This is a genomic window from Kitasatospora sp. NPDC056531 (assembly GCF_042794375.1).
GTDB lineage: Bacteria > Actinomycetota > Actinomycetes > Streptomycetales > Streptomycetaceae > Kitasatospora.
Genome location: NZ_JBHTTU010000015.1, coordinates 10532 through 23835, shown reverse-complemented (window position 1 = coordinate 23835; position 13304 = coordinate 10532). Strand labels below are relative to the sequence as shown.

Annotated in this window: 15 protein-coding genes; 7 read left to right on the top strand and 8 right to left on the bottom strand. The window is 69.9% G+C overall.

The features are described 5' to 3' along the window. Positions 1-6: 6 nt before the first annotated feature. Positions 7-1227 (bottom strand): IS110 family transposase, encoded by a 1221-nt coding sequence (locus tag ACFQ87_RS16295; RefSeq protein WP_380611435.1) that lies wholly within the window; start codon positions 1225-1227, stop codon positions 7-9. A gap of 239 nt (positions 1228-1466) precedes the next feature. Between ACFQ87_RS16295 and ACFQ87_RS16290 the strand changes: the two genes are divergently transcribed. Then, positions 1467-2234, top strand: coding sequence for an ABC transporter permease (locus tag ACFQ87_RS16290; RefSeq protein ID WP_380611434.1), 768 nt, complete (start codon positions 1467-1469; stop codon positions 2232-2234). Between the two features lie 371 nt (positions 2235-2605). Beyond that, positions 2606-3148 (top strand): hypothetical protein, encoded by a 543-nt coding sequence (locus ACFQ87_RS16285; RefSeq protein ID WP_380611433.1) that lies wholly within the window; start codon positions 2606-2608, stop codon positions 3146-3148. 83 nt (positions 3149-3231) lie between these two features. On the opposite strand, the gene ACFQ87_RS16280 is transcribed toward ACFQ87_RS16285, so the two are convergent. The 3 genes from ACFQ87_RS16280 to ACFQ87_RS16270 all read right to left on the bottom strand — a co-directional run bounded on the left by ACFQ87_RS16280 (position 3232) and on the right by ACFQ87_RS16270 (position 5577). Further along, positions 3232-4431, bottom strand: coding sequence for a serine hydrolase domain-containing protein (locus tag ACFQ87_RS16280; protein WP_380611432.1), 1200 nt, complete (start codon positions 4429-4431; stop codon positions 3232-3234). Between the two features lie 126 nt (positions 4432-4557). Beyond that, on the bottom strand, positions 4558-4956 hold the full coding sequence (locus tag ACFQ87_RS16275) for a hypothetical protein (protein WP_380611431.1): 399 nt from the start codon (positions 4954-4956) through the stop codon (positions 4558-4560). 210 nt (positions 4957-5166) lie between these two features. Beyond that, positions 5167-5577 (bottom strand): VOC family protein, encoded by a 411-nt coding sequence (locus ACFQ87_RS16270; protein WP_380611430.1) that lies wholly within the window; start codon positions 5575-5577, stop codon positions 5167-5169. A 228-nt stretch (positions 5578-5805) separates the two neighbouring features. Here ACFQ87_RS16270 and ACFQ87_RS16265 point away from each other — a divergent pair, with 228 nt between their 5' ends. Further along, a complete protein-coding gene (locus ACFQ87_RS16265; RefSeq protein ID WP_380611429.1) occupies positions 5806-6300 on the top strand; it encodes an N-acetyltransferase in 495 nt (164 codons plus the stop codon). 39 nt (positions 6301-6339) lie between these two features. Here the strand turns inward: ACFQ87_RS16265 and ACFQ87_RS16260 are convergent, their stop codons facing one another. Both ACFQ87_RS16260 and ACFQ87_RS16255 read right to left on the bottom strand, forming a co-directional pair. After that, a complete protein-coding gene (locus tag ACFQ87_RS16260) occupies positions 6340-6897 on the bottom strand; it encodes a hypothetical protein (protein ID WP_380611428.1) in 558 nt (185 codons plus the stop codon). Between the two features lie 361 nt (positions 6898-7258). After that, positions 7259-8947, bottom strand: coding sequence for an Imm49 family immunity protein (locus tag ACFQ87_RS16255; RefSeq protein WP_380611427.1), 1689 nt, complete (start codon positions 8945-8947; stop codon positions 7259-7261). Positions 8948-9176: 229 nt separating this feature from the next. Between ACFQ87_RS16255 and ACFQ87_RS16250 the strand changes: the two genes are divergently transcribed. Continuing rightward, positions 9177-10679, top strand: a complete 1503-nt coding sequence (locus tag ACFQ87_RS16250) for a serine hydrolase domain-containing protein (protein WP_380611426.1) — start codon at positions 9177-9179, stop codon at positions 10677-10679. Positions 10680-10725: 46 nt separating this feature from the next. Here the strand turns inward: ACFQ87_RS16250 and ACFQ87_RS16245 are convergent, their stop codons facing one another. Together ACFQ87_RS16245 and ACFQ87_RS16240 are read right to left on the bottom strand one after the other, a co-directional pair. Then, positions 10726-10911: a DUF397 domain-containing protein gene (locus ACFQ87_RS16245; protein WP_380611425.1), complete on the bottom strand. Its 186-nt coding sequence runs from the start codon at positions 10909-10911 to the stop codon at positions 10726-10728. A 3-nt stretch (positions 10912-10914) separates the two neighbouring features. Then, positions 10915-11772: a DUF5753 domain-containing protein gene (locus tag ACFQ87_RS16240; protein ID WP_380611424.1), complete on the bottom strand. Its 858-nt coding sequence runs from the start codon at positions 11770-11772 to the stop codon at positions 10915-10917. Between the two features lie 217 nt (positions 11773-11989). Here ACFQ87_RS16240 and ACFQ87_RS16235 point away from each other — a divergent pair, with 217 nt between their 5' ends. The 3 genes from ACFQ87_RS16235 (at position 11990) to ACFQ87_RS16225 (ending at position 13165) form a co-directional block, all read left to right on the top strand. Continuing rightward, a complete protein-coding gene (locus ACFQ87_RS16235; RefSeq protein ID WP_380611423.1) occupies positions 11990-12358 on the top strand; it encodes an ATP-binding protein in 369 nt (122 codons plus the stop codon). Then, complete coding sequence (locus ACFQ87_RS16230; RefSeq protein ID WP_380611422.1) at positions 12355-12627, top strand: hypothetical protein; 273 nt, start codon at positions 12355-12357, stop codon at positions 12625-12627. Before ACFQ87_RS16235 ends, ACFQ87_RS16230 begins: the two co-directional genes overlap by 4 nt. A 286-nt stretch (positions 12628-12913) precedes the next feature. Continuing rightward, positions 12914-13165, top strand: coding sequence for a hypothetical protein (locus tag ACFQ87_RS16225; RefSeq protein ID WP_380611421.1), 252 nt, complete (start codon positions 12914-12916; stop codon positions 13163-13165). Positions 13166-13304: the final 139 nt, after the last annotated feature.

Genomic DNA, 13304 nt, shown 5'->3' with positions numbered 1-13304 from the left:
CAACCTCTATGCCGCCAGAGCCGTCTCCGCAGTCGTTTTGATCTTGTTGTTGGTCTGGTGGGTTATGGGGTCGTAGGGGGTGCCGTCGCGCCAGCAGGCCCAGATCACGCGGAGCCAGGCGCGAGCGAGGATGCGGACCGCGTGGGGGTGCCGCTTTTTGCGGGCCCGGGCGTCGGTGTAGATCTTCGCGGCCCAGTCGCTGCCGTGTCGGCTGTTGTCGGCGAACGTGGTGACGGCCAGGCGGGCCCTGCGGTTGGTGGCGAAGCGGAAGGTCACCGCGCGGGACTTGCCGGAGGCCCGGGTGACCGGGACGACGCCGGCCTCGGCGATGAACTGCTCGCAGGACTCCGCGCGTTCGAGGATCGGGCCGATCTCGCCGATGATCTGCCCGAGGTTGACCTTGCCGATGCGGGGCATGGTGGCCAGCAGCGGCGCGTAGGGGTGGTCCTCGACCGCGTCGGCGATGGCCTTGTCGAGCTCGCGGATTGTGGCGCGTATGCCGCGCACCAGCTGGACCTGGGTGCGGACGAGCATGGCGACGGTGGCCTCGCCGAGCCTGCTGGCGGCGGCCGGGGCGGAACGCATGCGCTCGATGAGGACCTGGCCGGACCGCTTGCCGGAGTAGCTCCGCCGCTTGCACCAGGCCTCCAGCTTCGCCGGGGTGAGCTTGGCGGCGGCCTGCGGGGTCGGGTAGCGGTCGAGGAACTCCAGGGCGATGTCACTGTCCCGGGCGGCGAAAATCGCCTTGCCGCCCGGCCACAGCTGGTCGAGCTGGGCGTCGAGCTGGTTGACGGCGGCGATGCGGGCTTCGATGTGGTCGGCCCGCTGACGGGTGAGGGCCTGCAGTTCCAGGGTCCTCGGGTCGGTCGGGACCAGGCGCCGCAGCTGGTGGCCGTCGGTGCGCAGGTAGTCGGCGAGCTTGTGGCTGTCGCCGGCGTCGGTCTTGGCCTTGGAGGCGCCCCAGCGCGGGCGCATCGCGTGGAAGGCGTTCGGATGGACCGGCACCACCGGGTGGCCGGCGGCCAGGAGCCGGTCGACGACCAGGCCGCGGGTGGTCTCGATCGCTACCGGCAGGTCGGCCGGACTCCCATGCTTGCGAAGGCGCTTGAGCGTGGCGTCGATGCCCTGCTCGGTGTGTGCCAGTTCCCAGCGGTCCACACGGGTGCCGGAGTTGTCCATGACGGTGACGTCGTGGGTCTCGGTCGCCCAGTCCCATCCGATGAACACGAAGGTCGTACTCCCATGCCGAAGGCGGAGCACCTGCCCGGTGGTGAGGTCGTCTGCCGGGAGCTCATTAATCGGCCCTCTACGGGGCGTGTCCCTGAAGCCGATCAGACAACCTCGGCCCGGCGGGGCTGGCATAACTCACGCTGGCCGTCGAACGGCTCGCGCGATTGGCCATGCACCCACCGGGACCGAGAGGTCACAACCCTACCGAAGAGGGCTGCAGAAGGGATGGTCCTCTAATGAGCGCGACGACCTATGTGGTCAGCGACTCGCTGACCATGCTGCGGCGCAACCTCAAGCGGGCTCAGCGGTATCCGGCGATGACCTTCTCGGTCGTGGTGATGCCGGTGATGATGCTGGCGCTCTTCAACTACGCCTTCGGGGGAGCGCTGGGAGCGGGGATCGGCGGCGGGAGCTACATCGACTACGTGACGCCCGGGATCGTGCTGATGACGGCGACCTCGGGAGCGGTCGCCACCGCGGTGGGTGTGTGCGTCGACATGACGGAGGGGATAGTCAACCGGTTCCGGACGATGTCGATCTCGCGGTCGGCGTTCCTCGCGGGGCACGTGGTCGGCAGCGTGATCCAGACGGTGATCGCGCTGGTGCTGGTGACAGCCGCGGCCTTCGCGATGGGGTTCCGGTCGAGCGCCGGCCCGCTGGAATGGCTCGCGGCCGCGGGGCTGCTGCTCTTCGTGACCCTGGCGCTGACCTGGATCTCGGCGGGGATCGGACTGGTGTCGAAGACGCCGGAGAGCGCGAGTAACACGCCGCTGCCGCTGACGTTCCTGCCGTTCCTCGGCAGCGCGATCGTCCCGCCGGACTCGATGCCGACCGTGCTGCGGTGGTTCGCCGAGTACCAGCCCTTCACCCCCGTCATCGAGACCCTGCGCGGCCTGCTGATGGGCACCGAGATCGGCACCAGCGCGTGGAGCGCCCTCGCCTGGTGCACCGGCCTCACGCTGGTCGGCTACCTCTGGTCGCGGAGCGTGTTCTACCGGCGGTGACGGGGGTACGGCCGGTAGCCCACCAGGCCCGGACGGCGGGAACACCCGCCGTCCGGGCTGTCGCGTTGGCAGCCCTCAGGGGCGGGGCGGCCCCCGCGCTCCGTGGTCGAGCGGAAGGCCCACCCGGCCCACCCGGCCCGGGGGTTCGGGTCCGGGGGCGGTGAATCCCCGTTGCCGTCCGGAAGACCCCTGCCTCGGTGTGGCGGGCCGGCGCCGGTCGAGGGCCGGCCATGGCTTGCGATGGGGCAACTGTCGCCCGGGCCGCAGCAGTTCCCCTGTAGTAAAGTCCGCGCCAAAGATCGGCAAAAATCGCCCGGGGGGAACGGATGACGGCGAGGCGCCGCAAGCAGATCGCGTGGGGACTCAGAGGGGTGGCGCTGGCAGCGCTGCTGGCGTACCTGCCGGGTCGGCACGCCGCCCGCTCGGGTGGGCTGGTGGAGGTCGAGCGCTGGTTCAACCGCCCGCTGCTGCTGATCGGGACGGCGGTCGTGCTGGTCGTGGCCTCGCTGATCACCGAGCTCGAGTTCCGTACCAGACGGTCGCTGATCGGCTTCGTGGGCGGCCTGGTGGCGCTCGTCTGTCTCGGGCTGCCGCTCGCGGTGGCGACGTATGTGTTCAGCGGCTACGGCGGCCGGGTCGACCGGTTCGTGAGCCCGAACCGCCTGGACCGGGTGCTCACCGTCACCAATGTCGCCGTCTCGATCGACCCGGTCTACCGGGTGGAGGTGGTGGCCGGCAGCGGCTGGTCCGCCCGTCACTGGCGCATGGGCGTCTGGGACACCCGGGGCGACGACTTCGTCCGCGTCGACTGGTCCGGGCCGGACCAGATCACGGTGACGGGGCGGAAGACGCTCGCGGTCTTCGACGTCCGCCCGGACGGCAGCGTGGGCGAGCCGCGGATGTCTCCGCTGTAGAGCCCGGCCGCCGTAGGCGCCCAAGCGACCTGAGCCACTCAAGCGGCCTGATCTGCCCGAGCGCGCGCGGAGCCCGCCTGTCCTCAACCGGAGGTCTCGCCGCAGAGTGCCTTCCCCAAGAAGGCTTGGTAGAGCCGGTCGGACTTGTCGGAGTCGCTCTTGTCGTACTCGTTGTACGACAGCGCGACCTGCCGGCTGCCGTCCCGCGTGCCGAACATGGCGGTCGAGTAGCCCGGGATTTCGCCGGTGTGGCCCCAGAACTGGCCGCAGGAGAGGTCGTAGCGGGCCATGCCGAGCCCGTACTCGCCGCCGCTCAGGCCGGGGATGCGGACGGTGGTGGTCATCTCGGCGAGCTGTGCCGGGGCGAGCAACGTGCCGCCGAACAGTGCCGCGTGGAAGCGGTTGAGGTCGTCGGTGGTGGAGATCCCGGCGCCGGCCGCGTCCGCGATGGTCGGGGAGAGCCGGGTGACGTCCCCCGGGCCTTCGGGGAACTTGAAGTAGCCGTGCGCGTGCGGTCCGGGGATCGCCGTGGAGGTGGTCGGCAGGGAGGTGTGGCGGAGCCCGAGCGGTCGGATGATCCGGTCCGCCACCTCCTCCCGCCAACTGCGGCCCGTGACCTTCTCGATGAGCATGCCGACGACGACGTAGTTGGTGTTGGAGTAGTGCCAGCCCTGGCCGGGCGGGAAGTACGGCGGCATGGCGGTCCCGATGACCAGCAGCTGTTGCGGGGTGTACTCGATCCAGCGCCCGGTGGCGAGGAACTCCCGGTTGCCGGCCTCGGTGTTGGAGCGGACCCGTGGATCGCCCAGGTAGTCGTGCAGCCCGCTGGTGTGGTTGAGGAGTTGGCGGACGGTGATGTGGTCGCCGTTCGGGACGGTGCCGGGCAGGTAGTGCTCGATCGGATCGTCCAGCCCGATCCGTCCTTCGCCGACCAGCTGGAGGGTGACGGTCGAGACGAAGCTCTTGGTGACGCTGGCGATCCTGAACCGCCCGTCGGCGCGAGTGGGTTGGCCGGTGTCCAGGTCGGCGGTGCCGGCCGCGCCGCGCCAGGTGACCCGGCCGTGGTCGCGGACCTCGGCGAGCGCGGCCGTGCTGCCACCCTGCTCGACCATGGCGTTCAGCTCGGGCCGTAAGTCGACCGAGCCCGTCGGCGTAACGGCCGGGCCGGCGGCCACGGCGCTGGGCGCGAGCGCGGCGAGGGTGGCGGTGGCGGTGGCGAGGGCGGCGGCGGCGATCCGCACGCCGATCCGGCGGCGGGACGGGTGGGTTGTGGTTGTGGTCATGCCCGTCACGTTCGCACCGGCCGCCGTCGACGGTCCTCCTCCCGACGAAGGGCCCGGCCCTCCGTCTTCTGGAGGAGAGCCGGACCCCGTTCGAGGGGGATCGGAGCGGCCGTCAGACCGCTTCCGTCACCAGGTGTCGATGCCCATGGTCTTGGCCGCGCTGTGGATGGCGTTGTAGTGCGCGATCGACATGTCGGACTTCTTGTCCTTCGGCGGCAGGTTCTTGTCCGCGGCCCGGAACTCGTCGCGCGCGGAGGCGAGCAGGCTGGTGCCGTAGGAGACCGGGACATCGTTCTTGCCGTGGATCGGGTGGGACTTGGCGGCGGTCTGGCTGCCGGCGTTGGCCAGGATGCTGCGGGCCTGGTTGTACGCGTCGGCCTTGACCGTCTTCGGGTTGCGGACCTGGGCCTGGACCCCGGCCACCGACCGGGTCTGCTCGGCGGCCATGGCGACGGGGGCGACGGCGGCGGTGAGCGCGCCGGCGGCGACGACGGCCGTGAGGGCGCTGCGGACGATCCTGTTCATGCGAAATCCTTTCCGTAAAAATCTCAAAGGTTCGCCTCCGCATCGGACACGTGAATCGTCGGAGTGCGAACGTCCCGGCACTACCCCTGCCCTCGGCGGTGGAAAACCGCCTTCCGCAAGGTTCGTTCGGAAGCGATGGGATCAGGCCATGTTCTGGATCTACGGAATTCGTATCGTCGGATCGGCGGCACCGTTGCGCCCGGAGAGGGCCTACGAGGTGGACCAGGAGCGTGTGGACAGCACCAGCAGGTAGCCGTCCGGGTCCTGAACGGTCACGCCCCAGGTGTCCCAGTACGGGTTGTGGGCCGGCACCCGCTTCCCGCCGTGCTGCTCCAGCCGCTCGATCAGCGAGTCCGGCACCGGTTCGCCCAGGTAGACGACCAGCAGGTCATCGGCGGTCGGCCGCGGCTCCAGCGGGGCGGCGGGGTCGTGGACCAGCTCCAGGTGCCAGGCGGCATCGGGCCAGCCGGCCATGAGGAGCGAGTGCTCGCCGGGGGTGCCGTCCGTCTCGTGCCGGTACAGGACGTCGAGCCCGAGCCCCGAGATCCAGAAGTCCTCCGCCGCGCGAAGGTCACGCGAGGGGCGGGCGATGCGGATGTGGGCGGTGGCGTCAGCAGGCATGGTGCTACTTCCTGGGGAGCGGGGCGCGGGTCCGTGATCGGCTGTGGTTGCGAGCCTAGAGAGCGCGTGGCCGGGTGCCATCGGGCGCTGGTCCTACTTCTCGGTGCCGAGTAGCCATCGGCCTGACCAGCCCCCGGGCCCTCAGCCGGAGTTGGCCCGTGACCGCGCCGACCCGGGGCCGTGAAAATGCCAAGATCCCGCTGCCCGTCCTTGGTTAGCCTCGACGCCATGACCTGGCTGCCTGATGACTTCGTCCACCCCGTCCACGTCGCTCTGCTCAGCGGCGACTACCACCTGCGTCCGATCACGGCGGCCGACGCCGCCCTCGACTATCCGGCCGTGATGGGCTCCCGTGAGCGCCTGTGGGGCATCTTCGGTCCGGCCTGGGGCTGGCCCGCGGAGACGATGACCTTCGAGGCGAACCGGGTCGACCTGGCGCGGCACGAGCGGGAGATAGCCGCTCACCAGTCCTTCAACTACGTCCTGCTCGACCGCGCCGAGACGGCGATCCTCGGCTGCGTATACATCGACCCGCCGGAGCGGACCGGCGCCGACGGCGAGGTCTCCTGGTGGGTGGTGGACGAACTGGTCGACGGTGAGGTGGAGCAGGCGCTGGACGCCCTGGTACCGCAGTGGATCGCCGCCGACTGGCCGTTCGAGCGGCCGCGTTACCTGGGGCGCGACATCTCGTGGCAGGACTGGAGGGCGCTGCCGGCGGTCTGATCCTCCGGCACCGACGTCTGAGGGCAGCGCGGTGAGCTTTCAGGCGTCGGCCGGCCCGATCGGCGACGGAGAGGGTTCCGCGGGCGGTGGCAGCGGCGAGTAGCGGGCGCGGTTGGCGTTGAAGTGGGCCAGGTGGTACGTCGCGCCCTCGAACTCCAGCTCCATCGGCGGAGGACCGGTCACCGGCGGAGCCCAGCGGGTGTAGTCCTCACCCCCGACCTCGATCTGCGTCTCCAGCCTCGGCGTGCCCCAGCACCGTACGTAGCTCTCCGCGCGCTCCGCCTCCCAGAGCGGTCCGCCGCCGAGCGCCTTCAGCAGGGCGGGACTGTAGACGGTGCGGACCCGGAAGTTCTCCAGGTGCCGACGCGGGACGACGATCGAGACGTAGCGGCGGCTGTTGCCCCGGTGCCTGCCGACGACGGGCACGCTCGGGCTGCCGTTGTCCCACCGTAGGGGGCCGACCCACACCTTGGCCCCGGGGGCGAAGTGCCGCAGCCCGGTGCGGATCTCCGTTCCGCCGTCGCCGTGGCCGGTCTCCCGTGCGACGTTGGCCACCACGCAGAGGCCCAGTGCTTCAGGACCCGTCTCGCTCGTCATGGCCACGATGCTGGCCGAGCAGGGCCCTTGCCCGGTAGCGGCTTTCGGGCGGGGTGGGGGTTCAGCCGGCCCGCACCACATCCGACTGGGGGACGTCGATGGTGTGGGTGTCGCCCGCGTCGTGCGGCATGCCGTTTCCTTCTCCCGGCCGCAACGCGGACGGGGTCCGGTACCTGAGTAGGTACCGGACCCCGTCCGACTGTGGAGCGCCAGGCCCGGGTTGCACGGACTCTTCCTACTGAAAGTAGGACGTGCTCTGGTAGCACCGCTGACGCCTGACGAGAAATCATTCTCCCTCGCGACAAGAAGAATATTAGCAGCTCAAGACCCATGCGACGAACCACGGGGTGCGGGGCCCGCCTCAGCCGCATTCGGCCGCCCGGAGCAGGCGCGGCGGGAGGTACGGGGACTCCACGTTGATCGTCCAGCCGCGGCGGCGGGCGTGGCAGGCGAGGGCGAGGACGTCGAGGTTGATCGCGGCGTCGGGATCGGTGGAGCGGTCGGCGACGGAGTAGTGGTCGCGGTGGGCTTCCAGGGCGTCGAGCAGGGCGAGGTTGAAGCCGTCCTGGTCGCCGTTCACCAACTGGGCGAGCAGGGCGACCGGCGGCGCGGGGAAGCCCGACCCCTTGGCGAGTTCGGCTTCGCACAGGGCCTTCTCGGTGGCGGGGGCGGGGTCGACGGCCCGGAAGTAGTCGTGCAGGGCTACGCGGTACGCGGCGTACACCGAGCGGTCCGCGGCGGAGCCGGTCGGCCCGGCGAGGACGAGCGGGGCGAGGTCCTCGCGGACGCCGGTGATCAGGGCGAAGTTGAGGGCCGAGTGCCAGCGGCCGGGGTGGGTGCCGTTGTCCCGGGTCGCGGGGAAGGCGACCGTACGGCCGTCGATGACCACCTCGACGCTGGTGCCCGGTTCGGCGAGGGCGATCCGGAAGAGGGCCGCGCCGATCTGCGAGGCGCGGTGGAGGTCGGCGAGCTGGGTGTCGGTGACGTCGGGGGTCTGGGAGGCGCGGACCTGGAAGAGGAGCGTCTGCCGGGACAGGGCGTCGGCGAGGTGGGCGACGGCGTGGGGGTCGTCGGGGGAGGGGTAGACCGCTTCCTGGACGGAGCTCTCGAACAGGGCCTCGCTGCCGGAGTGGAGGGGGAGCGCCGGGGTCGGGCGGTCGACGCGGGCGGGCCAGGTCACCGTGGTGCGGCTGGGGGGCTCGAAGTTGGTGACGAGGGCGTGAGGGAGGTAGTCGGTGTCGACGGCGGGTGTCCAGCCGTGGGCCCGGTGGGCGAGTGCGGCGAGCGCGAGGGGGAGCAGGGGGAGGAGGCTGCTCGGCCGGGCGGTGGGGGTGAGGGTGCGGGCCCGGAGGAGGGCGGTCAGGCCGGAGTCGAAGGCCGCGCGGTCCTCGGCGGCTAGGGCGCGCAGGGTGTGGAGGGCGAGGGCGGCTTCGCTGTCCCGGTCCTCGATCCGGGCGAGCGCGGCGTCGATGGCGGCGAGCTTCTGTTCGGCGGTCGCGGGGTGGGGTGCGTCGTGGTCGCGGGTGTCGCCGAAGAGGTGGGCCATGAAGCCGTCGACGAGTTCGGCCGCGGAGTAGCCCGCGCCGGTGGGCATGTCCCGCCAGGTGTGGAAGAAGGCCTCGCCGTGCCGGGCGACCTTGTCGGAGAGGATCGCGAGGCAGAGTGCGTCGAGCCAGCGCTGCGGGAGGACGATGCTCGGGCGGGCGGTGTCGTCGGCGTCCTCGGGGTCGTAGCTCATCCCGAAGTTCGGGTAGTCGAGGAAGACGTGGAAGAGGCAGTGCGGGTAGTACGCGGCGAACGCGATGGCGCCGGCGGCGGCCTCGGTGGCGTCCTTGAGGACGGCCTTGGCCTCGGGGGTGTCGAGGGCAGGGGCTTCGAGGGAGAGGGCACCGAGGTAGTCGAGGAACTCGTCGGAGATCAGCCGCCATTCGGTGGCGGTCATCAGGCCGGCCCGCGAGTAGGAGTGGACCTGGCCTCCGATCCGGCCGGCGAAGCCCTCGCGGGCCGCCGAGACGGCTGATTCGTCGACCTGGTGGCGCTCGATCCGCACAGTTCCGCTCCTTGCTTCCTCGCTTGATCGCCAGCCTATGCGCGGGGTCGGACGGTGTGTCGGGTGGGGCCCGGTGGAGGCCGCAGAGGTTCGAACGTTGTTTGAAAAAGGGCGCGGTCGCGCTTAGTGTCGTGATCTACAGGGGAGTTGACGGTCGGTCCTGCGATGTCGGAAGCGCGCCCGGTTCACCGCTGCCGCACCGAACCGTCGTGATCACGAGGGAGAGCACATGTCGGAAAGCCTGCGCCGCGAAGTGTCCGAGGTCGTCGATCGGGAGGTGGCCGAACTCCTGGAGCGGACGGAACGGGACGTCGCCCGCACCGTCAACCGCGCGCTGGGTGTGGCCGAGGAGGCGCCGGCCTTCGACGCAGCCCACTGGCAGGCCCGGCTCGACGAGTTGCTCGCCGCCCACCGGATCCCCGGCGCGGCCCTGGCCGTACTCGCCGACGGCGAGATCCACGAACTGGCCTCCGGCATCCTGCACACCGGCACCGGCGTCGCCGTCACCACGGACTCCGTGTTCCAGATCGGCTCGGTCAGCAAGGGCTACACGGCCGCCATGGTGGTGCTGCTCGCGGAGGCCGGGAAGCTGGACCTCGACGCGCCGGTGGTGGACGTCCTGCCCGAGTTCGCGGTCGCCGACGCCGAGGCCAGCCGCACCATCATGCCGCGTCAACTGCTCAACCACACCAGCGGCATCGAGGGCGACTACGTCAACGACACCGGTCGAGGCGACGACTGCCTGGCCCGCTACATCGAGGGCGCGCGGAACGTCGGACTGACCAACCCGCCCGGCGCGACGGTGTCGTACTCCAGCACCGCGTACAACGTCCTCGGCCGAATCGTCGAGGTCGTGACGGGCGGGACCTGGGACGAGGCGCTCAAGGAGTTGCTGGTCGGCCCGCTCGGGCTGGAGCACACCATGACCCTGCCGGAGGAGGTGCTGCGCTTCCGGGCCGCCATGGGGCACATGGGCGACCCGGGCGAGGAGCCGGTGCCCACGCCGCTGTGGAACATGCTGCCGCGCTCGGCCGGTCCGTACGGCGGGATCTGCGCGACGGCGGCCGATGTCGCCCGGTTCGCGCGGCTGTTCGTGGACGGCGGCGCGGCGCCGGACGGGACGCGGGTGCTGCCGGCGGCGGTGGTCGAGGCGATGCTGAACCGTGAGGTCGAGATGCCGGACCAGTGGTTCCTCGGGGCGCACTGGGGGCTGGGCTGGGGGCTGTTCGAGTGGGACGGCGTACGCGGGTTCGGCCACGACGGGAGTACGTTCGGGCAGCTGGCGTACCTGCGGGCGATGCCGGAGAAGGGCGTCGCGGTGGTGCTGCTGACCAATGGCGGGGGAGCGGCACCCAAGGTGTTCGAGGCGCTGTGCCGTGAGCTGTCGGCCGAGTTCGCGGGGGTGGCGATGCCGGGGTTCGAGCCGCCGGCTGAGCCGCCGGTGGTGGAGGTCGAGGAGTTCCTCGGGAGGTACAAGCGCGAGGGCTTCCTGATGACGATTGCCGAGGGGGAGGGCTCGCTGCGCCTCACCTATGAAGGGGCGGACGGGCTCGCGGGGACGTTCGACCCGCTGGTGTGGCAGCTGACGGCGGTGTCGCAGGAGCCGACGAAGACGGTGTTCGCCGGGCGGAGGAACGAGAAGGACGCGTGGATACCGGTGGTGTTCTACGCGTTGGCCGATGGCAGTCGGTACGTGCACTTCGGGGTGCGGGCGACGGCGAAGGCGGCGTGAGAGTGGGGCGGGCCGTTCGAGGAACGGCCCGCCCTCTTCATGCGGATCAGACGTCGAACTCCCCAGCACGGATGGCGGATACGAGGTCGCGCCATTCGTCGGTGGTGAGTTGGGCGATGGCGTCGGGCAGAAGGCTGCTGCGGACGTAGACGGAGTCGGGGGTGATTGCTACCTCCGGGCAGTTGCTCGCATTGGAGCATGCACTGGGCCGAATCCAGGAGCGGTTCTCCATCGGCTATATCTCCTTCTTGATCTTCGCGATCAGATCGCGGGAGTCCTCAACCGAGAGAGACCTATCAGTCATCTGGTCAACGACTGCACGGTACTCCTCCAGGTGCTCAGTCAAGTGGAGGAAGATCGGCCCTTCCATCGAGTCGTAACTGACGGTGTCGAGCCTGGGTACGGGCCCGTTCGCGTAGTTGATGGCCTGACCAGGCCCCTTGAAGCCTCCGGCGGCGAAGCTGATCACTCGAAGCGTGACATGTGGCAGCTGGGACAACTCCAGCATCCAGTCCAGCTGTTCCCGAGCCGCATCGCGACCGCCGAACTGCATGCGCAGAGCCGCCTCGTGGACGATTGCCGTGTATGGATGGGTGCCTTTCGCCATCAACATCTCGGATCGCAGCATCCGTTGCTCGACCCGTGTCTCCACGACGCGCGGAGTCAGCCGGACCTGATTGTCCTGGAAGATCGCGCGGCTGTAGCACTCCGATTGCATGGGGCCGGGCGGATGGCAGATTTGGTAGGAGTACATGCCCTTTGCGTGATGCTCAAACTCGCAGATGTCAAGAAAACCCTGCGGAACGGACCCGCGGTACTCCTCCCACCATCCCTTGGTCTTGTCGCCCGCCATCTCCGCGAGTGCGTTGACGTACTCGGAGTCGGCTTCTCCGTAACTGCGAGCAAGGGTGACCACTCGTTCGGGAGACACCGAGTAGGTCCCTTGCTCGATGAGCGTGATCTTCGTGCGGTCCACGCCGAGGACTGTGGCCGCCTTTGCGGTGGTCGTACCGGCGGCATCGCGCATCTTCCTCAGCTCGATGCCAACCCGCTGCTTGCGTGCACTTGGGGTAGGTGGCATGTGCTCAAGCATCCACCGGGGCGCTACAGCGAGTCCAGCCGCATTTAGCGGTACATGTGTGAGAAGTGGTCGCACATGTGCTGTTCCATGCCCTACAGTCTGTGATGCACCGATCACCGAACGGATCGTCAGTAACGCCGCTCGGGCACCGAAGAGCACCCATGTCCAATGGGCTCGTTCACGGCGACGTATCCGCCGGTCTCACCCTTTCCCCCTCCGGGAGACCCCTGTGCGCAACCTCAACTCCCCCTCCCTCACCCTCTCCCGCGACGCCCTCCGCGACGGCATGACCCGCGCGGGCTGGCCGCCCTCCTCCATCGCGGACGCCGAACTCGCCATGGTCGAACTCATCGTCAACGCCTGGCGCCACGCGGAGACGACCTCTCCCGTCGTCCTCATCCTCTTCCTCTCCAGCACCCTCCGCGTCAGCGTCTCCGACCGCAGCCCGAAGCTCCCGGAGCGGTGCCGCCCCTCTGTGCTCGCCGAGTCCGGCCGGGGCCTCCAGCTCGTCGAAGGCCTCACCCATCGCTGGGGCGTCGACCCCCAGAAGCTCGGCAAAACCATCTGGTTCGAGCTGGAGCTGGACGGTGTCGCGTGAGCGCCCACCACCCCATCCATCCCGCCGACCCGGCCCTGCTCCACCTCACCGCCCGTCAGCTCACCGAACTCATCGTCGAACTCCGCACCGAGGGTCGCGAGTTCGGCCTGCTCTGGCCCTCCGCGAACCCGGGGGAGATCAACCTCCAGGGTCGCCCGCTCGTCAGCCTCGGCAACATCCCGTCCAGCACCCTGATCAACCTCCTCGCCCTCATCCGCGAGTACAAGCGCAACCGCGACGGTCACCACCACCGATGCTCGGACTCCTGACCTTCAACCGTCTCGCCGCTGCCCGGTACAGTCGCGCGTCGCCATATCAACGGATCGAAGGACACCGATGCGTCGCCTCACCGCAGCATGTCTGCTCGTGACCACTGCTGCAGTACTGACGGGCTGCGCGAGTACTACTCCTGCAAGCAGCAGCGAGGCGGTGGCCACCTCGGCAGCCGCTTCCGTCTCCTCTTCGTCCCCCGCGAGCCCCAGCCCCAGCAGTGCAGCGCAGGCCTGGGTCCTGCAATCCTCGCAGTTCAACACGGTGAGCTCTGCGGTGATCCCGATGGCCGCGACCATCACGAGCGCGAACGGGGATGCCAAGACCGTCGGCAAGGCGTGCACCGCCATGGCTGCGAAGGTCAACGGGCTGCAGCCGGAGGCGGGTGCACCGGAGGAGTGGTTGCAGGTCCTCAGTGACCTGCAGAAGGTCGCGACGCGCTGTGATGCGGTGACCTCCGGCGATCCCGCGGCCTACCAGCAGCTGGACGAGGACTTCGCCGACGCGATGGCCCATCTCGAACCGCTGGTCGGGTGACCGCCCGCCCTCTCCCGTGACCCGCCGCGCAGGAAGTCGGCCCGGCCGACTTCCTGCGCATACGGCACCTCACTGGTAGGCGGCGACGAACGCCGTAGCCGCCCCCGCCGTCGTGGCACCGGCCTCCGAGGTCCTTCGG